General features: G+C 69.8%; 20 protein-coding genes. 3 read left to right on the top strand and 17 right to left on the bottom strand.

The annotated features are described in order from the left end of the window. Positions 1 to 6: 6 nt before the first annotated feature. Positions 7 to 3,108 carry a WD40/YVTN/BNR-like repeat-containing protein gene (locus tag QSJ33_RS08805; protein WP_285724685.1) on the bottom strand — a complete coding sequence of 1,034 codons (3,102 nt, stop codon included), beginning with the start codon at positions 3,106 to 3,108 and terminating at the stop codon, positions 7 to 9. 73 nt (positions 3,109 to 3,181) lie between these two features. After that, positions 3,182 to 3,610: a universal stress protein gene (locus QSJ33_RS08800; protein ID WP_285724682.1), complete on the bottom strand. Its 429-nt coding sequence runs from the start codon at positions 3,608 to 3,610 to the stop codon at positions 3,182 to 3,184. 151 nt (positions 3,611 to 3,761) lie between these two features. Between QSJ33_RS08800 and QSJ33_RS08795 the strand changes: the two genes are divergently transcribed. Genes QSJ33_RS08795 through QSJ33_RS08785 form a run of 3 tightly spaced genes read left to right on the top strand, consistent with a single transcriptional unit; the run spans position 3,762 to position 5,586 of the window. Next, positions 3,762 to 4,373 (top strand): LemA family protein, encoded by a 612-nt coding sequence (locus QSJ33_RS08795; protein ID WP_285724680.1) that lies wholly within the window; start codon positions 3,762 to 3,764, stop codon positions 4,371 to 4,373. 12 nt (positions 4,374 to 4,385) lie between these two features. Next, entirely contained in the window at positions 4,386 to 5,123 is a 738-nt protein-coding gene (locus QSJ33_RS08790; RefSeq protein ID WP_285724679.1) for a TPM domain-containing protein, read from the top strand. A 25-nt stretch (positions 5,124 to 5,148) separates the two neighbouring features. Beyond that, positions 5,149 to 5,586, top strand: coding sequence for a TPM domain-containing protein (locus QSJ33_RS08785; RefSeq protein ID WP_285724677.1), 438 nt, complete (start codon positions 5,149 to 5,151; stop codon positions 5,584 to 5,586). A gap of 59 nt (positions 5,587 to 5,645) precedes the next feature. Here QSJ33_RS08785 and gnd read toward each other — a convergent pair whose 3' ends face one another. From gnd to QSJ33_RS08710, 15 genes are all read right to left on the bottom strand, one after another. Next, positions 5,646 to 6,659 carry a phosphogluconate dehydrogenase (NAD(+)-dependent, decarboxylating) gene (gene gnd, locus QSJ33_RS08780; protein WP_420801385.1) on the bottom strand — a complete coding sequence of 338 codons (1,014 nt, stop codon included), beginning with the start codon at positions 6,657 to 6,659 and terminating at the stop codon, positions 5,646 to 5,648. Next, positions 6,656 to 7,321 (bottom strand): ROK family protein, encoded by a 666-nt coding sequence (locus tag QSJ33_RS08775; protein WP_285724675.1) that lies wholly within the window; start codon positions 7,319 to 7,321, stop codon positions 6,656 to 6,658. The genes gnd and QSJ33_RS08775 overlap by 4 nt, the downstream gene beginning before the upstream one ends. Continuing rightward, positions 7,318 to 8,697, bottom strand: a complete 1,380-nt coding sequence (gene zwf, locus QSJ33_RS08770; protein WP_285724673.1) for a glucose-6-phosphate dehydrogenase — start codon at positions 8,695 to 8,697, stop codon at positions 7,318 to 7,320. Before zwf ends, QSJ33_RS08775 begins: the two co-directional genes overlap by 4 nt. Next, positions 8,694 to 11,135 carry a glucan 1,4-alpha-glucosidase gene (locus QSJ33_RS08765; RefSeq protein WP_285724671.1) on the bottom strand — a complete coding sequence of 814 codons (2,442 nt, stop codon included), beginning with the start codon at positions 11,133 to 11,135 and terminating at the stop codon, positions 8,694 to 8,696. The genes zwf and QSJ33_RS08765 overlap by 4 nt, the downstream gene beginning before the upstream one ends. Then, on the bottom strand, positions 11,132 to 12,787 hold the full coding sequence (pgi, locus tag QSJ33_RS08760) for a glucose-6-phosphate isomerase (protein WP_285724669.1): 1,656 nt from the start codon (positions 12,785 to 12,787) through the stop codon (positions 11,132 to 11,134). Before pgi ends, QSJ33_RS08765 begins: the two co-directional genes overlap by 4 nt. Before the next feature lie 16 nt (positions 12,788 to 12,803). Beyond that, complete coding sequence (locus QSJ33_RS08755; protein WP_285724667.1) at positions 12,804 to 13,439, bottom strand: HAD family hydrolase; 636 nt, start codon at positions 13,437 to 13,439, stop codon at positions 12,804 to 12,806. 56 nt (positions 13,440 to 13,495) lie between these two features. Beyond that, positions 13,496 to 14,632 carry a transaldolase gene (gene tal / locus QSJ33_RS08750; RefSeq protein ID WP_285724666.1) on the bottom strand — a complete coding sequence of 379 codons (1,137 nt, stop codon included), beginning with the start codon at positions 14,630 to 14,632 and terminating at the stop codon, positions 13,496 to 13,498. After that, a complete protein-coding gene (locus QSJ33_RS08745; RefSeq protein WP_285724664.1) occupies positions 14,629 to 15,111 on the bottom strand; it encodes an RpiB/LacA/LacB family sugar-phosphate isomerase in 483 nt (160 codons plus the stop codon). Before QSJ33_RS08745 ends, tal begins: the two co-directional genes overlap by 4 nt. A gap of 4 nt (positions 15,112 to 15,115) precedes the next feature. Next, positions 15,116 to 17,203 (bottom strand): transketolase, encoded by a 2,088-nt coding sequence (gene tkt / locus QSJ33_RS08740; RefSeq protein WP_285724661.1) that lies wholly within the window; start codon positions 17,201 to 17,203, stop codon positions 15,116 to 15,118. A gap of 347 nt (positions 17,204 to 17,550) precedes the next feature. Next, positions 17,551 to 18,627, bottom strand: coding sequence for an SAM-dependent methyltransferase (locus tag QSJ33_RS08735; protein WP_285724659.1), 1,077 nt, complete (start codon positions 18,625 to 18,627; stop codon positions 17,551 to 17,553). Beyond that, the gene (locus tag QSJ33_RS08730; RefSeq protein WP_285724657.1) at positions 18,624 to 19,412 is read right to left on the bottom strand and encodes a DUF1295 domain-containing protein; all 789 of its coding nucleotides are present in this window, start codon (positions 19,410 to 19,412) and stop codon (positions 18,624 to 18,626) included. Before QSJ33_RS08730 ends, QSJ33_RS08735 begins: the two co-directional genes overlap by 4 nt. Beyond that, entirely contained in the window at positions 19,409 to 20,578 is a 1,170-nt protein-coding gene (locus QSJ33_RS08725) for an SAM-dependent methyltransferase (RefSeq protein ID WP_285724655.1), read from the bottom strand. Before QSJ33_RS08725 ends, QSJ33_RS08730 begins: the two co-directional genes overlap by 4 nt. Beyond that, positions 20,578 to 21,360: a DUF1365 domain-containing protein gene (locus QSJ33_RS08720; RefSeq protein ID WP_285724653.1), complete on the bottom strand. Its 783-nt coding sequence runs from the start codon at positions 21,358 to 21,360 to the stop codon at positions 20,578 to 20,580. Before QSJ33_RS08720 ends, QSJ33_RS08725 begins: the two co-directional genes overlap by 1 nt. Next, positions 21,357 to 21,854 carry an SRPBCC family protein gene (locus tag QSJ33_RS08715; protein ID WP_285724651.1) on the bottom strand — a complete coding sequence of 166 codons (498 nt, stop codon included), beginning with the start codon at positions 21,852 to 21,854 and terminating at the stop codon, positions 21,357 to 21,359. The genes QSJ33_RS08720 and QSJ33_RS08715 overlap by 4 nt, the downstream gene beginning before the upstream one ends. After that, the gene (locus QSJ33_RS08710) at positions 21,851 to 22,399 is read right to left on the bottom strand and encodes a lipocalin family protein (RefSeq protein WP_285724649.1); all 549 of its coding nucleotides are present in this window, start codon (positions 22,397 to 22,399) and stop codon (positions 21,851 to 21,853) included. The genes QSJ33_RS08715 and QSJ33_RS08710 overlap by 4 nt, the downstream gene beginning before the upstream one ends.

The following is a 22,399-nucleotide window of genomic DNA, read 5'->3' as shown; positions in this document are numbered from 1 at the left end:
CAGCAGCTAAATGTGCGTTCCCCGCGGGGGGCTGTCCAGCTTCGGATGTGGATCGGCCCCCAGGGCGAGCCCCCGGCGACGCAGGTGCTCCCAGGTGGCAAGCGTGGTGGCGAGCAGGGATTCCTGCCGTTCGCATCCCTTGATCGCGTCCGGGGAGGGAGCGGCGTCGGCGCCGTCCACGGCGTGGAGCAACTGGCCCAGCGCCCCCTCGAGGTAGCGGAAGGTCTGGAGGCCGGTCACGGGGGCGGCCCAGGAATTGGCGGGGTTGGCGGTGGCGGGAAGGCCCACCAGGGCGGTGACGTCCTGGTCCAGGCGGCGGAGCTCCGCGGGGGATCCCGACGAGGCCATCCGGAGGGCCAGGGCCCGGTGCAGGGCCTGGGCCTCGGCCTGGGCCTGGGCCAACCTCGCCTGGGCCGCCTCGATGCGGCGGGCCAGGGCGAACTGCCTGGCGTAGGCCGTTGCGGGCAGCTTCATGCGGGGGTCGGGCGCGATGCGGAGCGGCTGGCGATAGGTGCGGCCATCGACCGTGAGCGTCACTTCGTAGCGTCCCGGAGGAACCCAGAGGCCGTCGGCAAAGGGGTTGCCGTGGGAGAGCTCCGGCGGAAGGGCCCGGCGGAGGGGCCACACGAAGCGGTGCATGCCGGGCGTGGTCGCCAGGGTGCTGGGGCGGACGATCCACTCGGGGGCGGCGTGGGCCGTGGCGGGGTCCACCGGCGCCGGCTGGTCCGTGCTGGTGTAGCGCCGCAGGAGGCTCCCCCCGGCCCCGCGGACCTCCAGGGTGATGGGACCGTGGGGGACGGCGGCCAGCACGTAGTCGATCCAGGCGCCGAAGGGGGGATTCGGGGCGGTGGGTTCGTCCTTGGTCATGGGCGTGCCGGTGAACTGGGCGGGACGCAGCCGGAGGGCCGTGGCGGGCCGGAGGAGGCGCGTCCGGAGCGCCCCGGCCTCTACCTGGCGCAGGGGGCCGAGCCCATCCAGGATCCAGAAGCCGCGGCCGTGGGTGGCGATGACCAGGTCCTCCCCATGGACCTCGAGGTCGCGGACGGAGATGGGCGGCAGGTTGAGCCGCAGGGGCTGCCAGTGGTCCCCGTCGTCGAAGGAGACGTGGACCCCCAGCTCGGTGGCGGCGTAGAGCAGGCCCCGCCGCGCGGGATCCTCGCGCACCGCGTTCACGAACTCGCCCTCCGGCAGGCCCGTCGTGATGGCGGTCCAGTGCCGCCCCCCGTCGCGGGTGCGGAAGAGGTGGGGATCCCGGTCCTCGATCCGGTGGCGGTCCACCGCGAGGTAGGCAGTGCCCGCGTCGAAGGGGGAGGCCTCGAGCCCGGCGATCTTGGACCAGGGCGTGAGGTCCGGCGGGGTGACGTCGTTCCAGTGGACGCCGCCGTCCGCGCTGCGCCACACCAGGCCGTCGTCCGTGCCCACCCAGAGCAGCTTCCCGTCCCTCGGCGAGGGAGCGATGGCGTAGATCACGGCGCGGCGAGGATCGGCGCCGGCATCGGAGGTCATGCCCTCCGCCTTCAGCGAGGGCGGCGCGCCGGGCGCGGGCCGGGTCAGGTCCGGGCTGACGGCATCCCAGTGCTCGCCGCCGTCGCGGGTGCGGTAGAGCCGCTGGTTGCCGAAGTAGAGCGCCTTCGGGCCCTTCCGGGAGAAGGCCAGGGGCAGGGTCCAGGCCCGCCGGTGGAGGTCCGGCGTGGCCAGGGTGGGATCCACGGAGCGGGTCTGTTCCGTCCGCAGGTCCAGCTTGTCCACGGTGCCGCCGTAGACGATCGAGGGATCGTCCGGATCGGGTGCGATCATGCCGGATTCGCCGCCGGCGGTGATCTCGTGGAACTGCTCCAGGCTGAGGGTGCCGTGGAAGGTGGTGAGGCTGGGGAGGCCCACGGCCCCGGAGTCCTGCTGGGCGCCGTAGACGCGGTAGGGGAAGCCGCGGTCCGTGGCCACGTGGTAGATCTGCGCCGTGGGCTGGTTCAGCCGCGAGCTCCAGGTCCGGCCACCGTTCACGGTGACCTGGGCCCCCTGGTCCGAGCCCACGATCTGCCGCCGGGGATCGGCGGGATCGATCCACAGCTCGTGGAAGTCGTCGCCCGTGAAGTCCCCGCTCTGGGCGAGGAAGCGATGCCCGCCGTCGTCCGAGCGCAGGAGGATGGTGTTCATGACGTAGATCCGGTCCGCGTCCGCGGGATCCGCCGTGATCCGGCCGAAGTACCAGCCCCGGGCCCAGAGGCGGCTGTCGGCGGTGGTCCTTGTCCAGTGCCCCCCGGCGTCCTCGGAGCGGTAGAGCCCGCCCTCCGGCCCGTCCACCAGGGCGTACACGCGGCGGGGCGCGGCCGCGGAGAGCGCCAGGCCGATGCGGCCCACCTTCGCCGGGAAGCCGCCGCCTTCGATGCGGGTCCAGTGGTCGCCGCCATCCTCGGATTTCCAGAGGCCCGAGCCCGGCCCCTCCAGGGGCGGGTAGATGCTCCAGGGCGTGCGCCGGGCCTGCCACAGGGCGGCGTAGAGCACCTGGGGGTTCCCCGGCTCGAAGGCCAGGTCGATGGCGCCGGTGGCGTCGTCGGGGCCCAGCACCTTCGTCCAGGTGCGCCCGCCATCCGTGGTGCGGAACACGCCCCGCTGGGCGTTGGGGCCGTAGGGATGGCCCAGGGCGGCCACGAAGGCGCGGTCGGCGTCCCGCGGGTCCACGAGGATGCGGCCGATCTGCTGGCTGTCCTCCAGGCCGGTGCGGGCCCAGGTCCGGCCCCCGTCCGCGGAGCGGTACACCCCGTCACCCTGGGAGATGTCCGAACGCATGTCCGCCTCGCCGGTGCCCACGTAGAGCACGTCCGGGTTCGAGGGCGCCACGGCCACGGCGCCGATGCTGCCGTTGGGCTGGCCATCGAAGACCGGCTGCCAGGTGCGCCCGGTGTCCCGGGTCTCCCAGAGGCCGCCGTTCACGGCGCCGAAGTAGAAGCGCTCGGGCTGGCCCGGCACGCCCGTCACGGCCAGGACCCGCCCGCCCCGGAAGGGGCCGATCATGCGCCAGTGGAGGCCCTGGAACCCTGCGGGATCCACCTGGGCGGAGGCCAGCGAGGCGGCCAGGACCAGGAGGGCGAGTCGCGTGCGGCGCAGCATGGAACTCCTTCGGCGGATATCCGAAGGATCATAGCGGAAAGACCTCGTGCTGCGAGGGCTGTGTCGGCGGGCCCTACCGGGGCTCGGATTCCCGCACCACCAGCACGTCGCAGACGGCGTGGTGGACCACCCGGTTGGCCGTGCTCCCGAACAGGAGGTGCTCCAGGGCGTTGTGCCCCACCTGGCCCACCACGAGCAGGGTGTCGGGGTCGGCCTCGGCCATGAGCGACTCCCCGGGGCTGCCGCTGGCGACCATGCCCCGGGCGGACGGGTAGGGCGCCAGCCATTCGGTCAGTTTCTTGTGCGCCATGGGCTCCACCTCGCGGAACCAGCCCGGATCGCCGAGCGGCGCGTAGGCGGCGTAGAAGGGAGGCTTCGCGTTCTCCACCACGTGCATGGCCACCAGCGGCAGGTTCAGCTCCTGGGCGAGGATCGCCCCGCGCGCCAAGGCCCGCCGGCTGGCGGGCGAGAAATCGATCCCCACGAGGACCCGGTTGAACATGGCGACCTCCTCATCCTCAAAAGTAGGCACTCGGCTCCGTCCCGCCCGGAAATGGCGCGCAGGAAAGGAGGAATCGGCCGGGTTCGCGAAGGCCGGGCGCCTCCCGGTGGCACCGACGAGTATCCTGACGGGGCATGCATCGGGAGGAACCATGGGCTTGGGCGGAAAGATCGCACTGGGGTGTGGCGGACTGGTGGTGGTGCTGCTGGTGGTGATCGGCATGGGCACGATGGGGGCGTACAACTCCCTGAACAGCCTCAGTCAGGCCGTGGATGCCCAGTGGGGCCAGGTGGAGAACGTCTACCAGCGGCGGGCGGACCTGGTGCCGAACCTGGTGGAGACGGTGAAGGGTGCCGCGGCCTTCGAGAAGGACACCTTCCTGGCCGTGACCGAGGCCCGGGCCAAGGTGGGCCAGGTCTCCATGGGCAGCCAGGCCCCGGCCTCCCCCGAGGCCATGGCCCGGTTCCAGCAGGCGCAGGACGGTCTGGGTTCGGCGCTCTCCCGACTGCTCGTGGTGGTGGAGAAGTACCCCGACCTCAAGGCAACCCAGAACTTCCGGGACCTGCAGGCCCAGCTGGAGGGCACCGAGAACCGCATCGCCGTGGAGCGCATGCGCTTCAACCAGGCGGCCCAGGCCTTCAACACGCGCCGCAACAGCTTCCCGACGGTCCTGCTGGCGGGCTTCTTCGGCGAGCGCTTCCGGGAACGCCCCTACTTCAAGGCCCAGGCCGGGGCCGAGACGGCGCCCAAGGTCGCCTTCTAGCCCGCCGCGCCCATGCGGCGACTCCTTGTCCTCCTCGGTCTGATCGCGGGTCTCTGGGGCGGGCTGCGCCTGGGGGCCCAGCCGGCGGCACCGCCCCCGCCCACCCGCTGGGTGACCGATGGTCCCAGCCTCCTCTCCCCGGCCGCGCGGGAAGGGCTGGACCAGCGCCTGAAGGCCTACCAGGCCAGCACCGGCCACCAGGTGCTGGTGTGGATCGGGAAGACCACCGGCGGGGATCCGCTGGAGGACTGGACCGTGCGGGCCTTCGCCGCCTGGAAGGTGGGCCGCGAGGGCCTGGATGACGGCCTGGTGCTCTTCGTCTTCACGGAGGACCGGAAGGTCCGGCTGGAGGTGGGCTACGGCCTGGAGGGCCAGGTGCCGGACCTCGTGGCCTCGCGGATCATCCGGGAGACGATCCTGCCCGGGCTCGCGGCCGGGGATGCCGACGGGGCCCTCAACGCGGGGGTGGATCGCATCCTGAAGGTGGTGGGGGGCGACGCCTCCGCCCGGCAGCCCCAGGAGCGGGGCCGCGGGGGGAGCCAACCCCTCGGGCCCGGGGGCTGGATCGTCGTGGGGTTGCTGGGCCTCGGTTTCCTGGCCTTGGCCATCACCCACCCGGGCCTGGCGATCTGGCTCCTGTTCAACATGCTGTCCGGAGGTCGCGGCGGGGGAGGGAGCGGCGGAGGCGGCGGCGGCTGGTCCGGGGGTGGCGGCCGGTCCGGCGGCGGGGGGGCATCGGGATCATGGTGAGCGACGGAGGGTCCCCATGGTGGGCATGAGCCGCAGGAGCCTGAGGAAGTGCGTGGACCAGGTCCGGGTCGTGGCGGCCATCCAGGAGGCGGAGCGGGTCACCTCCGGGGAGATCCGGGTCTCCGTGGCGTCCTTCTTCTGGGGGGATGTGGAGAAGACCGCCGGGAAGGCCTTCCGCCGGCTCGGCATGGCGCGCACGGCCGATCGCAATGGCGTGCTCATCTTCCTGGTGCCCAGCCGGAGGCGCTTCGCCGTCCTGGGCGATTCGGGCATCCACGAGAAGGTCGGGCAGGCCTTCTGGGAGGACGTCTCGGCCTGCCTCTCCTCCCATTTCCGCAAGGGGGCGTTCACGGAGGGCCTGGTGGAGGGCATCCGCATGGTGGGGGAGCGCCTGGCCACCCACTTCCCCTCCGCCGGCGCGGCGGACCGCAACGAACTCCCGGAGGATGTGGATTTCCACTGAGGCCCCCCGGGATCACCCCCGCGTGGCCCCGGGGCTGGACGGGGCTCGCACGGCCCTTCTCATTCCTTCCGTTCCAGGTGACCCCCGAAGGCGTGGCGCATGGCGGAGAGGAGCTTGTCGGCGAAATCCGCTTCGCCCCGGGAGGAGAAGCGCTGGTGCAGGGCGGCGCTGAGGACCGGCGTGGGCACCGATTCGTCGATGGCCGCCTTCACCGTCCAGCGGCCCTCCCCCGAGTCGGAGACGCGTCCGGCGAACCCCGCAAGATCAGGCTGCTCCAGGAGCTCCCGTGCCGTCAGATCAAGGAGCCAGGAGGAGATGACACTTCCCCGGCGCCACACTTCGGCGATGTCCGCGAGGTCGAAGTCGTACGAATACAGCTCGGGGTCGCGCAGGGGCGTGGTCTCGGCGTCGATCACGCCCGCCTTCTTGCCGGCATTGGCGTGCCGCAGGATGCTGAGGCCCTCGGCGTAGGCGGCCATCAGGCCGTACTCGATGCCGTTGTGGACCATCTTCACGAAGTGTCCGGCCCCGGCGCCCCCGCAGTGGAGGTACCCCCGTTCTGCGGTGCCGCCCTTCCCCTCCCGCCCGGGCGTCCGGGGGCTGGACGCCATGGGCGGGGCGAGGGCCGCGAAGATGGGTTCGAGGCGCTTCACGGGCCCCGGCTCCCCCCCGATCATCTGGCAGTAGCCGCGCTCGAGGCCGAACACGCCGCCGCTGGTGCCCACGTCGATGTAGTGGAGCCCGCGGGCCTCCAGCTCCTTCGCCCGGCGCACATCGTCGACATAGTACGAATTGCCCCCGTCGATGAGGGTGTCGCCCGGGGCCAGCCGCGGGGCCAGGTCCCCCAGGGCGGCGTCCACCCCGGCCGCCGGCACCATCAGCCAGACCGCCCGCGGTTGCGGCAGCTTCGCGGCCAGCTCGTCCAGCGAGGCGGCTCCGATCGCACCCGCCTCCACCATGGCCTGAACCGCCTCGTCCGAGCGATCGAACACCACGCATTCATGGCCTGCCTGCATCAGTCGCCGGACCATGTTGGAGCCCATCCGGCCAAGGCCGATCATTCCGAGTCTCATCGTTCGAGCCCTCCATCCTGCCAAAGGCGGAAGCCGCCGACGAAGGCATTCGCGTTGTCGACGCGGCGCACGCCAGGAGGCAGCTGCTTCAGTTTCACGGCGTTGCCGCCGCCCACGGCCACGGACTCAGGCTCCAGCGCGCCCCGAAGCAGGTCCACCACCGCCCAGACGTGCTTGCGCCATTTCTTCCGGCCCAGCCGTTTCATGCCCGCCAGACCCAGGCAGTCCTCATAGCTGCGGCCCTTCCGATAGGGCAGGTGGGCCAGCTCCATCGGCTCGATCCGGCCGCCGACGATCATCGCCGAACCCAGCCCCGTACCCAGCCCCAGGAAGAGCATGCGCCCTCCTTCATAACTGCCCAGGGCCTGCATGGCCGCGTCATTGATGATCCGGACCGGCAGGCCGAAGGCCCCGCTGAAGTCGAAACCGACCCAGCCCCGGCCCAGGTTGCGCGGCTCTGCCGCGATCCGGCCGTGCACGACCAGGCCCGGGTAGCCGATCGAAAGGGCGCCGTAGGACCAGTCGGCCGTGAGCGCCTTGACCTTCTCCACCATCCGGGAAGGCGTCAGGGTGGGGCCGGATTCGAATTTGCGCGGCTCGGTCTGGCCCGACGCGAGCACCTTCACATGGGTTCCTCCCACATCGATGACGAGGATGTTCATGGGGAACCCTCCGGATCCGACCAGCCACCCACCTCGGCCGTCATGGCCGCCGCCTCCGCGGGCCCCCAGGTGCCGGGCTGGTAGGGATGCACGGGCGTCGCATGGCCGAGGACGGGATCCACGATGGCCCAGGCGGCTTCCACGGCATCCTGGCGCGCGAACAGGGTCGCGTCACCCCCCATGGCATCACCGAGCAGCCGCTCGTAGGCGCCCATCTCATCCCCGGACTCGTGATGGACCAGGGACAGTTCCGTGGGTTCACCGATCATCTCCTCGCCGGGCTTCTTGACCCGGGCCCCGAGCGCGATGCTCAACTCGGGATTCAGGCGCAGCCGGAGGTGGTTCCCGATGCCCGGCGCCAGGCGGGTGAGGGGGGGGCGCTTGAACTTGACCTTGACCTCGGTCGCCGTCACCGGGAGGCACTTGCCCGCCCGGATGAAGAAGGGGACGCCTTCCCAGCGCCAGGAGTCCACCTCGAGGCGGAGGGCCGCGAAGGTCTCCACCGTCGAATCGGGGGCCACTCCGGGCTCATCCCGATAGCCCTGGAACTGCCCGCGGACGAGGTCCCCCGGACCGAGCGGCTTGACCTGGCGGAACACCTTGACCAGCTCGTCCCGGATGGCGTCGCGGTAGGTGGTCGCAGGGGGCTCCATGGCGAGGAAGCCCACCACCTGCATGAGGTGGTTCTGGATGACGTCACGGATGGCGCCGGCTTCTTCGTAGAAACTGCCCCGGCCCTGGACCCCGAAGGATTCGGCCATGGTGATCTGCACGCTCTCGACGTAGTTCCGGTTCCAGATGGGCTCGAGGAAGGTGTTCGCGAAGCGGAACACGATGAGGTTCTGCACGGCCTCCTTGCCGAGGTAGTGGTCGATGCGGAAGACGTCCGGCTCGTTGAACACGGTGTGGATGGTGTCGCTGAGGCTGCGGGCCGAGGCCAGATCGCGGCCGAAGGGCTTCTCGACGATCACCCGGGCATTCCTGGCGGAGCCTGAGCCTCCCAGATGGTCGATGACCACCGGGAACATGCTGGGCGGGATGGCCAGGTAGTGGATGGGATGGGCCGCCCCGGCGAGCTGCCTGCGAAGCTCATCGAAGGTGGTCCGATCGTGGTAGTCGCCTTCGATGTAGTGCAGGAGGTCCAGGAGCTTCGCGAAGGCGGCCTGGTCCACGCCCCCGCCGTGCTCCTCGAGGCTCGCCCTGGCACGCTCCCTGAGGCGGTCGAGGGTCCAACCCGCCCGGGCGACCCCCAGGATGGGCGCATTCAGGTGGCCACGCCCGATCATCGCCTGCAGGGCGGGGAAGACCTTCTTGTACGCCAGATCCCCGGTGGCGCCGAAGAAGACGAAGGCATCGGAGGGGGGCAGGTTGGTCATCGGGGCGCTCCTGCGTCTGGGGTTGGGGCCCGACCCACCGCGACGGCGAAATCCCGGCCTTCCCAATGGCCGGCGAGGGGCCAGAAGAAGGTGAAGTCCACCCGGCCACCGGGCCGGATCGCCTCGGCGGGGAGATTGACCACATGGAGCCCGAGCCCGGTGTCCCGCGTGGGGGTGTCCGCCACGGTTCCCCAGCCGTCGGCGCTCCAGTGGAGGATGGCCGGCTGGAGCGCCTCGATCCGGAGCCGCTTGCCCACGGGCATCGTCTGGCATTTGTGGTTGAAGCGCCAGATGATGTGGGGGGACTCCACCTTGAGCACCTGGTAGCGCTGGACCGGTTGCGGCGGCATGTCGAAGACGGCGCCGTCCTCCAGGGAGCGGCAGAGCTTGATGTATTCGGCGTGCGCCCAGGCGAGGGGCATGGCGGAACCGGATGGCTGGCCGAAGAACAGTTCGCGTTCGGGGATGTCGGCCGCGTCCCAGACCTGCTCGGACAGGAGGCCTCCCTTGTTGGCGAACCGCGACAGGGCGGAGGCCATGGCCTCCGCCATCGCAGGCCGGCCCGCGGCCAGTTCGTAGTGGGCGCGCTCAGCCGTCAGGAGGGGCCAGGGGCGCCCGATGCCCGTGCCGTCGAAGGGGGCGCCATCCTCATGCTCCCCGTAGCCGTCGCCGTTGTAGCGCCGCCAGAGTGGACCCCTGGGCGTGTCGGTCCTGAGGCGTGCGTCGATGACCTTGAGGGTGTTCAGGATGCGGGGGTCGTCCGGGGCCCGGAGCCCGAACCGGACCAGGGCCAGCGCGTCGGGGCTGATGATGCGCGCGGCGTCCGCGCAGCTTTCCCCCGGGGGGCGATTCTTGATGGGTACGAACCCCATGGCCGGAGAGCAGGCGTCGGCCTCGTCCAGGGGGGCGATGCGGACGTAGTACCCGTCGACGCCAACCTCACGGGCAAGCTCCGTTTCGGTGGCATAGGTCCAGCGTTCGATGGCCGAGTTCCAGGCATCGGCGGTTTCCCGGAGGTAGTCGGCCAGCGCCGGCTCAAACCGGTCCGAAAGGTCGGCCGCGCACAGGAGCGCCGCCACCTCCACCGCCAGGGTGAACGGCGAGTAGCCGGGGTCTTCCTCCCACCGATCCTGCTGGGTGACTGGACCGTTCCGGGCCAGGAACCCGGCAGCCCGCCGCACCATGGGCCACAGGCGTTCGCAGTCCGCCTGCTCCAGGGCGCCATACCGGTTGGCGAGGTCCACCAGCAGGATCGGGAAACCGGTCTCATCCATCTGGATGCCGTCCCAGTAGGGCGAGCCATCCAGCCACATGTTCTGGGGCCAGCGGCCATCGGCTTCCTGGGTGACCGCAAGGTAGCGGAGCACCCGGCTTCCTTCCTCCCAGGCCCCGGCTGCAATCAGGCCGCCCGCGCTCTCCACCAGGTCGCGCGGCCACACGAGGTGGTAGCCACCGAGGTCGCCGTCGCCCTTCGAGAACCCCCAGGGAATGGAAAGGCTGGCGATGATGCCTCCCGGAATGCGGGACGATTCATGGGTCCGCAGGACGGCGGCGGAGACCCGGTAGAGGTCGGGTGCCCCCGGTTCCGAACGCTGCTGCATTGGCCGCAGGGTGCCCTGCCAGTCCTTCCAGTCGCTGCAGTACTCGGAGGCCGCCTGATCGAAGCCGTCCAGGAGGCTTGCGGCCGCTCGATGGGCGGCTTCGCCGAAGGTCTGGCCGAAGCCGAGCGCGAGCACGAAGTGCCCCTTCGAGGCGACGAGATCCAGTTCCCCGGTCAGCGCGACGTTGCCATTCTCCGCGCGCCCGTAGCCCCATGCCATCCGCCGGTGCAGATCGAGATCGGACCAGCCGTCGGAGGTGCCGACGAATCCCGCGGACCGATTCAGCCAGTCTGTCGAACAGGCCAGCGCCAGGGCCGTGCCCTTCCGCTCGGCGAACAGCATGGGCCTGCCCTTGACCTCGCCCACCCAGGCCGTATTGCCCGCCCCGGCGTTGCCCAGGTGGGGCGTGAGCAGCGCGTAGAGGGCGTAGTCCCCGAGGGCACCCGTGAGCGGGATGAAGGAGATCCGTTGCAGGACGACTTCCCGGCTGGGGTCGGAGAGGATCTCCTTTTCGATCCGGTACCTCCCCTCGCAGCAGGTGTTCACCAGGCGGAAGGCCGGGACGCCTTCGGCGAAGGGGGTGATTTCATGCCGGGCGTGGCGCTTCTCCTCTGACAGGAATCCCTTGCCGTCCGTCACGATCAACCCCAGGTCGCGCGTGCAGGCCTGGTCGATGCGGGGGTAGTAGACTTCGTTCAGGATGCCGTGGCTCACCGTGAACCAGGTCCTTCCGCTCGACCGCAGCGCGGTGCCCACCCCACTCTTGGCGCTGGAGGTCCAGCGGGGTGGGATCCCCGGCCAGCCGGGGGCGAAGGGAAGGTCCTGGGACGGTGTCATCCTGGGCTCCTGGCCTTCGAGGCGCGATAGCGGCGGATCAGGTTGTTCGTGGAGCTGTCGTAGCCCAGCGTGGGCTCGGCTCCGCCTTCCAGGTCCGGAATGATGGACATGGCCAGGGCCTTGCCCAGCTCGACCCCCCACTGGTCGAAGGAATCGATGTCCCAGACTACGCCCTGGGTGAAGACGAGGTGCTCGTAGAGGGCGGTGAGCTGGCCGAGGACCGCCGGCGTGAGCCGGTCGGCCATGAGGACATTGGAAGGGCGGTTGCCTTCGAACACCCGGTGCGGCACCAGCCGCGCCACCGTGCCTTCGGCTTCCACTTCCTCCGCCGTCTTGCCGAAGGCCAGGGCCCGCGCCTGGGCGAACACATTGGCCAGGAGCAGATCGTGATGCCGGCCCAGGGGGACCAGCGGGTGGTCGAAGGCGATGAAGTCGCAGGGGATCAGGCGGGTTCCCTGGTGGATCAGCTGGTAGAAGGAGTGCTGGCCGTTGGTGCCCGGTTCGCCCCAGTAGATCGGGCTGGTCTGGTACTCCACCGGTCTGCCCTCGCGTGTGACGTGCTTGCCGTTGCTCTCCATGGTGAGCTGTTGGAGGTAGGCCGGAAACCGCTTCAGGTACTGCTCGTAGGGGAGGACGGCGGCCGTTTCCGCGCCCAGGAAGTTGGTGTTCCAGAGGGAGAGCAGGCCCATGAGAACCGGCATGTTCTCCGCGAAGGGTGCGGTCCGGAAATGCTCGTCCATCCGATGGAAGCCGCGGAGCATCGACCTGAAGTGGTCGGGTCCGATGGCCACCATGGTCGAGAGGCCAATGGCTGAATCCATGGAGTAGCGGCCCCCGACCCAGTCCCAGAAGCCGAACATGTTGGCGGCCTCGATCCCGAAGGCCGTCACCTTCTCCGCCTCCGTGGACACCGCCACGAAGTGCCTGGCCACCGCCTTGGGGTCGCCCCCCAGCCCAGCGATCAGCCATTCGCGGGCGCTGTTCGCATTGGTCATGGTCTCGAGGGTGGAGAAGGTCTTGGAGGACACGATGAACAACGTCTCCGCGGGATGGAGATCCCGGGTCGCCTCCAGGAAATCGCTGCCATCCAGGTTCGAGACAAAACGGAACGTGAGGCTGCGCTCGCTGTAGTGCCTGAGGGCTTCGTAGGCCATCACGGGACCGAGGTCGGAGCCGCCGATGCCGATGTTGACAAGGTTCCTGATGGGTTTCCCGGTGTGGCCCGTCCATTGGCCCGCCCGGACGCGGTTGGCGAAGGCCGTCATCCGCTCAAGCACGGCCTGCACCTCGGGGACGACATTCCGTCCATCCACAAGGACGGTCGAGCCCGCCGGGGCGCGCAGGGCCACATGAAGGGCGGCCCGGCCCTCCGTGGCATTGATCTTCTCGCCATTGAACATGGCCCTGATGCGTTCCTCCAGGCCCGCCTCCTGGGCCAGGCGGAGCAGCAGCGCCAGGGTCCGGTCCGTGACGCGGTTCTTGGAGTAGTCCAGGAACAGATCCCCGGCGGACAGCGTCAACCGCTCGCCGCGCCCGGCGTCCCCGGCGAACAGGTCCTTCAGGTGCAGCTGCCGCACCTCGTCGTGGTGAGCCGCCAAGGCCTTCCAGGATGGACGCTGGAGGAGGGGGAGGCGGCTGGCGGGTTGACTCATGGAGGTTCCTGTGGGTTCAAGGGAGCGTTTCATCCGGGTTCAGCCCAACCGAAGCCAGGTTCCTGCAGGTGGAGTCGTAGTCCGCGTGGCGCAGGCTCTGGATCCCCAGACCTTCCGCAATCGTAATGAACATCGGGGTGTTTTCAAGGTAGAGCACGTGCGGGGCGGGCACCTGGGCAATGTCCAATGCCAGGCGGAAGATCTCCGGATCGGGCTTGCGGAGGTGGACGAAACAGGAAGAGATGAAGGCATCCACGAATCCATCCAGCTTGAAGGTCCGGATGCGATGCGCATTCAATTCCCGCCCCTCGTTGCTGACGGCCACGACCTTCAAGGCGTATCTGGCCTTCAGCCCGCGGATCAGCTCGATCATCCCCGGAATGGGCCTGGACCGTCCAAACATGAAACGCATGAACTGGTCAGGGGTGAAGGCCCGTCGCTGATGGAACACCACCTGTTCCAGATAGGCCTCCAGGCTGAGCCTGCCCGATTCGTAGGTATCGAACGCCTGGTGATGCCGATTCTCCAGTTCCTGGGCATCCAGGTCGAAGGTCGCGGCGGCCTCCATCCGGCTTTCATGGTTCCAGCCATCGGAGAGCAGGACACCCCCGATGTCGACAAACAAGGTCGTGATCCTGCTCGGGCTTTTCATGCGGAGGCCTCCATGCCTGTTCCCCCCGTCCCTCGGGTGGGGGGGACCAACGGTTGTCAGGAACCCTTTGCGGCAGGTGAACGGGACCGTTTCTCCAGGTCCAGCATGAGCTTGTCAAAGGGCTGGTTGAATTTTTCAATCCCGTCCTCCTCGAGTTGCCGGGTCACGGCCTCGAGGTCGATGCCGAGGGCCGGCAGCTGCGCCAGGGTGCGGGCGGCGGTCGGAAGGTCCCGCTCAAGGTTCACCTGGGCGACACCGTGATCACGGAACGCCGCGAGGGTTTCGACGGGGACCGTATTGACCGTGTCCGGCCCGATGAGTTCCTCGATGTATTTGACATCGCTGTACCCGGGATTCTTCGTGCCGGTGCTGGCCCAGAGGAGCCTTTGGATGCGCGCCCCCTTCTCGGCCATGGTCCGGAACCGGTCCGAGCCGAACAGGTGCTTGCAGTCCTGGTAGGCCAGCCTGGCGCTGGCGACGGCCACTTGTCCGAGGGCCTGCTTCGCCAGATCGGCCTTGGGGCCGCCCTGCGCGATGACTGCTTCCAGCAGCGGATCCACCAAGGTATCGATGCGGCTCACGAAGAAGCTGGCCACCGAGGCGAGGTGCGAGACCGCCTGCCCCTGGGCGAGGCGGGCCTCAAGGCCGGCGAGGTAGGCTTCGGCCACCTGCCGGTACCGTGGCAGCCCAAAGAGCAAGGTGACGTTGACGTTGATGCCGTCGCGGGTGAGCTGCTGGATGGCTGCCAGCCCCTGAGTCGTGGCGGGAACCTTGATGAAGACGTTCGGCCGGTCCAGGGCCGCCCATAGCCGCCGGGCTTCCCGCAGGGTGCCGTCGGTGTCGCGGGCCAGATGGGGATTCACCTCCAGGCTCACGAACCCGTCCCTTCCGTCGGTCTTCTCGTAGACCGGCCGGAACGCATCGGCCGCGCCTTGGACATCCTGCAGGCTGAGGGCCTCGTAGATGTCCTGGGCACCTTTCCCGGCCTTCACCATGGCCTGGATGTCGTCATCGTACTCGTGGCTGCCCGTGATCGCCTTCTCGAAGATGGCCGGATTCGAGGTCATTCCCCGCAGGCCATCCTCCTCGATGAGACGCCGCAGGCCGCCGTGGGCGATGAGGTCCCTCCGGATGTAGTCCAGCCAGACGGATTGACCCAGCGCGCCCAGTTGCTTCAAGGGATTGTGCTTCATGTTCCGGCTCCGTGGGTTTCCAGCTCGGCCACCCTGGAAAGGCGGCGGCGGTGACGCTCGGCGCCGGTGAACCGGGCCGCCAGGAAGGTCTGGACGAGCTCCCACGCGAAGGCCTTGCCCACCACGAGGCCACCGAGGCAGAGCAGGTTCAGGTCGTCGTCCTCGACCCCCTGGTGCGCGGAAAACGACTCGTGGATCAGGCAGGCCCGGACGCCCGGGACCCTGTTGGCGATCAGGCATGCGCCCACCCCGCTTCCGCAGATGGCCACGCCACGATGGAGGCGCCCACCCGCGAGCGCCCGGGCCAGCGGCACGACAAAATCCGGATAGTCATCGCCAGGCATGTACTGGCTGTTGCCGAAGTCCTCCACCTCGTAACCGGCCTGGCGCAGGCGTGCGGCCAGATCCGATTTCAGCTCGAATCCCCCGTGATCAGAGGCGATCCCGATGCGCTTCCCTTCCGAAGGCGGCAAGGCCATGGGATCACCTGCCTTCCTGGCCAAGCAGGGCCAGCGCGCGTTGGCAGACGTTTTCCGGGCTGAATCCGTATGCGCGCAGCACGACGGGTCCGGGCGCCGAGGCGCCGAAACGGTCCACGCCGAGCACATCGCCCCTGTCCCCGACGTAGCGGTGCCACCCGAGGGTGACCCCCGCCTCCACCGCGAGCCGAGCCTGGATGGTCGGCGGCAGCACCGAATCCCGGTAGGCCTGGGGCTGGGCCTCGAACAGCTCCCAGCTCGGCATGGAAACGATCCGGACGGGGATGTCCTTCGCCAGCAGGTCCCCGGCTGCAGCCACGATCAGGCCGACCTCGGATCCGCTTGCCAGCAGGATCAGGCGCGGGGGACCCTGGGGCGGATCGGCCAGGACATAGGCCCCGTGCCGGAGGCCTTCAGCCGGCGCGAACCGGGTGCGGTCCAGCGTCGGCACGTTCTGGCGCGTGAGGACCAGGGCCACGGGACGGTGGCGCGATTCGATGGCCACGCGCCAGGCCACCGTGGTTTCGTTGGCGTCTGCGGGGCGGATGACGGTCAGCCCGGGAAGGGCCCGCAGGCTGGCCAGATGCTCCACGGATTGGTGCGTGGGGCCGTCCTCGCCCATGCCGATGCTGTCATGGGTGAAGACGTAGACCACCGGAAGCTCCATCAGCGCCGCCAGCCGGATCGAGGGGCGCAGGTAATCGGAGAACGTCAGGAAGGTGGCGCCGAAGGGCAGGAGGCCGCCGTGGGCGGCCAGGCCGTTCAATATCGACCCCATGCCGTGCTCGCGGACGCCGAACGCCAGGTTGCGGCCTGCGTAGCCCCATCCGCCGCCGGCCGAGCCCTGCCTGTCACCCACCGCCTGGTCGGAGCTCTGGAAATTGCCCAGGTCCTTCAACTCGGTGTCCGTGGAGGGGTTCAGGTCCGCGGAGCCGCCGATCAGGCCCGGCAGGCGCGCGGCGAGGGTCTGGAGCATCCTCCCCGAGGCCACTCGGGTCGCCATGCCCTTGGCGTCGGCCTCGAACACGGGGAGGTCCGCATCCCAGCCTTCCGGGAGTTCACCCTCGATGAGCTGATGCAGTTCCCGGGCGAGGTCGGGGAACTGCGCCGCGTAGCGGGAGAGGTCCACCGCCCACTCGGCCTCGGCCCGGCTTCCCCGGTCGAGCGCGCGATGGAACAACTGTTCGACCTCCGCGGGCACCAGGAAGGGCGGTTCCACGGGCCAGCCCAGATGCGCCTTCGTCAAGGTCACCTCGTCTTCACCCAGGGGTGAGCCGTGGGCGGAAAAGGTGTCCTGCTTGTGGGGCGACCCGTACCCGAGGTGCGTCCGCACCAGGATCAGCGAGGGACGCTCCGTTTCCATCCGGGCCGCACGAAGGGCCTGGTCGATGGCCGCGAGGTCATTGCCCTCTTCCACGGTCTGGGTGTGCCACCCATAGGCCGTGAACCGCCGGGCCCGGTCCTCGGTGAAGGTGAGCTGGGTCGAGGCCGCGAGCGTGATGTGGTTGTCGTCGTAGAGGTAGATGAGCTTCCCGAGGTTCAAATGGCCGGCGAGCGAGGCGGCCTCGGCGGCCACGCCCTCCATGAGGTCGCCGTCACTCACCAGCCCGTAGGTGAAGTGGTCGATGATCTTGAACCCCGGCCGGTTGTAGCGGGCGGCGAGGTGGGCTTCGGCCATGGCCAGACCCACGCCGTTGCCGAAGCCCTGGCCGAGCGGACCGGTGGTGGTCTCCACGCCGGGAGTGAGGCCCCGCTCCGGGTGCCCCGGGGTGAGGCTGCCCCACTGCCGGAAGCGCCTGATCTGTTCCAGGGGGAGGTCGTAGCCCGTCAGATGCAGCAGGCTGTAGAGCAGCATGGAACCGTGCCCGGCCGAGAGCACGAATCGATCGCGGTTGAACCAGTTGGGGTTGGCTGGATTGTGCCGGAGAAACCGCGTCCAGAGCACATAGGCCATCGGAGCTGCGCCCAGGGGCAGACCGGGGTGGCCGCTGTTGGCTTTCTGGATCGCATCCACGGAAAGGAAGCGAAGGGTGTTGATCGCCCGTTGATCCAGACTCGCCGCGTCAGGTGCACTTCCTGTCGTCCGGTTCACGCTTTGGTTCTCCACTCTGTCGCCTGTCCATGAACGGGGTCATGGGAGGGCCATCCCGGCGCTTCCCCTGGGGAAGTTCAGCGGAAGTGACCCGACCCGTCCCCTCGAACCTGATGATTTGATGCCTCAAACCGCTGATACGAGGGCAGCAAGATTCGAGCCCCAGGTTCAAAACCTACAAATACGACCGATAGCTGCCACCGCTTCAGCCGGGCCGGGCCAGGGATCCACCAGAATGAAGCCATGGCCCCATCAAAAGGAACGGGATGGGTCGCCCCCTTTCCTGATCACGCCCGAGGAGGGTTTCCGGGGAGAACCGACCGGATCCCGCCCTTCTTCCGGGCTGGTCAGGGGCGGGCTTCAGGCTTGAGGAACCGGTAGTGGCTCACCAGCCAGTCCTGGCCGCGCCAGCCCCACAGTTCTGCGCAGGCCATGACGAACACGCGCCAGCGGTGGAACCGGACGGCAGCCTGGTCCGGGCCGTAGGTCCGCTGGAACAGGTCCAGGACCTCGGCACGGTGCGCATCGAGGTTCTGGAGCCAGGCTTCGGCGGTGCGCTGGTAGTGTCGGCCGTCCACGCGCCAGTGGTCCTCCAGGCGCAGGTGCTCCTGATGCCGGAGCAGGAGGGCGTCCGAGGGCATGATGCCGCCGGAGAAGAACTCGCGGCTCATCCAGTCGCCGGCATCCTTGGGCTCGAAGAGGTAGCTCAGCTCCCGGTGGGTGAAGATGTGGACGAAGAGCCGCCCGCCCGGGGCCAGCCACGTCGAGATGCGGCGCATCAGCTCGCGGTGGTTGCGCATGTGCTCGAACATCTCCACGCTCACCACCCGATCGAAGGTCCCCTCGGGGGCGAAGGTATTCATGTCCGCGGTGACGACCTGCACGTTGGCCAGGCCCCGGGCCTCCGCCTGCTGGCGGAGGTGCGCACCCTGGTCCCGGGAGTTGGAGACGGCCACGATGCGGGCTGCTGGGTAGCGCTCGGCCATCCAGAGGGTGAGGCTGCCCCATCCGCAGCCCAGTTCCAGGATGCGTTGTCCGTCCGCCAGGTCCGCGCGTTCGCAGGTACGTGCGAGCATGGCGGCTTCCGCCTGGGCCAGGGTGGTGGTGCCCGGCTCCCACAGGCAGGCGCTGTACTTCAGGTGGGGACCGAGCATCCAGCCGAACAGGGCCGGGGGGACCTCGTAGTGCTGCGCATTGGCCGCCTCCACCTGCTCGGCGACGGGACCCTGGTCCAGGCGGCGCCACAGGTGCCGCTGACGCTCCCAGGTGGCCTCCGGTCCGCCGCGCTGCTCGTCCACCAACCGCTGGCGGAGCAGGCGGCGGATGCCCGCCCGGATCACGGCGTCCGGCAGCAGGCCGGCGTCCACCAGGCGGTCGATCCAGGACGGGGAGGGGGCGTCCAGCGACAGGGTCTGTACGGTCATGGGCGGACCTTTCGGGAGGGGGGCCAGGGGAAGAAGGCGGGGACGGCGCCCTGGTAGTCGCGGTAGGCCTCGCCCCGGCTGCGCAGGGACTGGGCTTCCGTGGGAGGGATGCCCGTGACGCGGGTCAGCAGGAGGTAGATCAAGGCGGGGGCCAGCCAGGCCGCGAGGGCGGCCGGTCGGCCCTGGGCCGCCAGGGCGAACCCCATCCAGGTGAGCCACTCGAAGAAGTAGTTCGGGTGCCGGCTCCAGGCCCAGAGGCCGTGTCTGCAGACGGTGCCCGGGGTGCCCGTGGCCTTGAAGGCGCGCAGCTGGGCGTCGGCGAGGGCCTCGCCCACGACCCCCGCCAGGGCCAGGGCCAAGCCCATCCAGGTCCAGGCGGGCACGCCGGGGGCGGCATCGGTGGTGCCCAGCAGGAAGGGAAGGCCCAGGACCAGGTTCAGGACGCCCTGGAACAGGAAGAAGGCCAGGAACCGCCCGTGGGGACGCGGACCCCAATCGGCGCGCAGGGCCTGGTAGCGCCCGTCCTCGGCACCCCCGGCCACGCGGACGGCCAGGTGCGTGCCCAGGCGCAGGCCCCAGGCCGTGCCCGCGACGCCCAGCGCCAGCCGCCGGATGGGATCGCCGGAGCCCAGCACCGCGAACTGCGCCGCCAGGGCACCCAGGCTGAAGGCCCAGGCCACATCGATCCAGTCGGCCCGGTCCGTGCGCAGGTAGGCCACCCAGGCCAGGAAGGGCAGGCCCAGCACCACCGGCACCGCAGCCAGGAGCAGCGCCCCTTCGCTCATGGGCGCGTCCCGTCGGGAGCGGCCTTCTCCATCAGGAGCTGGACCACGCTCACGTGGCGCTCCCGGAAGGCCCCCTCGCAGCTGGCGAGGTAGTAGTCCCAGAAGCGCTGGAACCGCGCGTCGAAGCCCAGGGCCCCCGCCTCCTCGCGGCGGGCGTGGAACCGCTCGCGCCAGAGCTGCAGGGTGCGGGCATAGTGCCGGCCCATGTCCTCGAGCCCGGTGACCGCCAGGCCCGTGGCCCGGGCCAGGCTGCGGTGGATCTCCAGGAGGCTGGCCAGCTCCGATCCCGGGAACACATGCTGCTGGATGAAGTCCACGCCCCGGCGGTAGGTCTCGAAGTGGGGCTCGTTCATGGTGATGGTCTGCATGAGGAAGCACCCGCCGGGCGCCAGCAGCCGGTCCACGGTGCCGAAGTAGGCGTCGTAGTGGGCCAGGCCCACGGCTTCGAACATCTCGATGGACACGGCCTTGGTGAAGCGCCCCTGCAGGTCCCGGTAGTCCTCCAGCACCACGGCAACGCGGTCCGCCAGGCCCGCTTCCGCGATCCGGGCCCGGGCCTCGGCGAACTGCTCGCGGCTGATGGTGGTGGTGGTGACGCGGCAGCCGTGGTGTCGCGCGGCATGGATCGCGAAACCGCCCCAGCCGGTTCCGATCTCCAGCAGGTGGTCCCCGGGGCCCAGGTCCAGCTTGCGGCAGATCATGCGGTACTTGGCCTCCTGGGCCTCCTCCAGGGAGGTCGACGGGCTGTCGAACCAGGCGCAGCTGTAGGCCAGGGTGGGATCCAGCCAGAGGCGATAGAAGGCATTGCCCAGGTCGTAGTGCGCGGCGATGTTGGTCCGGGCCCCGGCCCGATCGTTGTCCCGGCGGCGGTGCCGCAGGCGTCCGAGGAGCCGGCCGTTCCAGGCCAGGGGCCCCCGGTCGAAGCAGGCCATGTTCCGGACCGCCACCCGCACCACGGCCACCGGATCGGGACTGCTCCACCAGCCTTCCACGTAGGCCTCGCCCAGGCCCACCTCGCCGCCCAGGAGGCCCTTGCGGAAGGTGCGCGGGTCGTGGACATGGACCACGCCCCGCAGGGGCGAGGCGGGGTTGCCGTAGGTGCGGACCCCCTCGGGCAGGTGCAGGTCCAGGCAGCCCTGGCGGAGGCCCGACAGGGCCCGCAGCATCAGGCCGCGGGCTGCTTCCTGGAGGATCCCGGGGCGGGCTCCGGCGGGGATGCCGGCGGCTTCGTGAACACGGGTATGCGTTTCAGCCATAGCTTGAGGGCCTCCCAGTGAATGGCGGTGATGACCTTGACGGTGTGCAGGGGGAAGGAGACGAGCGCCCGCCGGATCTCCCGGGGCGTCCATGGGCGCCGCGCCAGGTGGAGATCCGCGTCGAAGAGGGGGGTCCCGTCCTGGCGCAGCATCATGCGCACGGACAGGGCCTCCCCGGGCTCCTGGAAGCGCCAGTCGTACTCCAGGTCCATGGGCATGAACGGCGAGACGTGCATGCGCTTGGGCACCCGGAAGGCGTGGCCCGGCCCGGCCTCGGCGGGACGCATCCAGTAGAGGGTGCGTTCCTTCCACGGGGTGCTGGTGACTTCGGCGCCGATGAGGGCCAGGCGCCCCGACGGGTCCCAGGCATACACATAGCTGACGGGGTTGAAGCAGTAGCCGAGGTAGCGCAGGTTCGTCAGCAGGGCCGCGGGTCCTACGGGGAAGTCGTAGCCCTGGGCGCGGGCGCTCTCCGCCAGGCGCTGGCGCAGGGGCAGGCGCGGATCGCCCAGGTGGTCCCGCTCGTCGTAGGCGGCCCAGGCGAAGCGGTTGTAGCCCAGCAGGCGGGAAGCCGCCATGGCCCCGGGCAGGCCGTCGACGTCCAGGAGGGCCATGCACACGGGGTAGGCGAAGGCATGCCGCTTCGGGGAGAAGCGGCGGTGCCGGACGACCCCCGTGTAGAGCGCGTTCACGGCGCCATCCTGGGCGCCGGCCTGCCGGCCGGTGGGGTCGACTCCTGGAAGTGGCCTTTGAGCACCTCCTCCCGGTAGGTGAAGATCCGCCGGACATCCCGGGCCACGAGGGGGGCCGCCAGCCGGCCGAGCCAGCCGAAGGGCAGCCGCCAGTGGACTTCGTCGGTCATGCGCGTACCGCCGCCCGGAGCGTCCTCGAAGCGGTGCACGTGATGCCAATTGGCGTAGGGACCGCGGGTCTGGAGGTCCTCGAAGCGATGGCCCTCCTCCCACTGGAGGATGAGGGTGCGCCAGCGCAGGGGCAGGCCGTGGAGGCGCAGGGCGTAGTCGTAGACGGCCCCCTCGCCCCGGGGGAGCGGCTCGGGCGTGAGGATCCGGAAGGAGAGCCAGGGCGGCGTGAGCCGCTCGAGGTTGGCGGGATCCGAGAAGAAGGCGAAGACCTCCGTCCGGGGACGGGAGAGGTGCGTGATCGCCCGGAAGACCTGGTCCCTCATGGCCGGCTCCAGGACTGGGGCACCTTCCGGACCTTGGACACGTCGTAGCCCGCCTCCGAGAGCAACCGGAGCGTCGCGTCGTACTCCGCTGCCGGCAGGGTGGGCGTGCGGGCCATGATCCAGGCGTAGTCGCGCTTCTCCCGGGCCACCACGGTCACCCGGTAGTCCGGATCCAGGTGGATGATGCGGTAGTCGGCCTTGATGGGCCACACGAAGCGCATGCCCCACACGGCATTGGAGGCGCGGTCCAGCACGAAGCCCCGGGGCGTCATGCGCTTCTCGGGACCGTCCACGCCCCCCTTGCGGTAGGTGAAGGTGGTGGCCACGGTGCCGTCGGGCGCCAGCCGGTAGGACTCCACCGCGTTGGCGATGTCCTTCTCCAGGAAGGTGGGGATGCAGCCGATCACGTACCAGTCCCCCATGAACCGGCCCAGGTCCACGGAGGTCACGGTGCGGAGGGGCGGACGGGCGGGCCCGCGGCACCCCCACAGGGCCGAGAGGACCAGCGCGGGGGCGAGCAGGGTGGCGAGGGCGGCAGGTTTCAA

The sequence above is a fragment of the Geothrix rubra genome (genome assembly GCF_030268065.1).
Taxonomy (GTDB): Bacteria; Acidobacteriota; Holophagae; order Holophagales; family Holophagaceae; genus Geothrix; species Geothrix rubra.
Note: the sequence above shows the minus strand (reverse complement) of the source record. Positions and strands in the feature narration are given on the sequence as shown.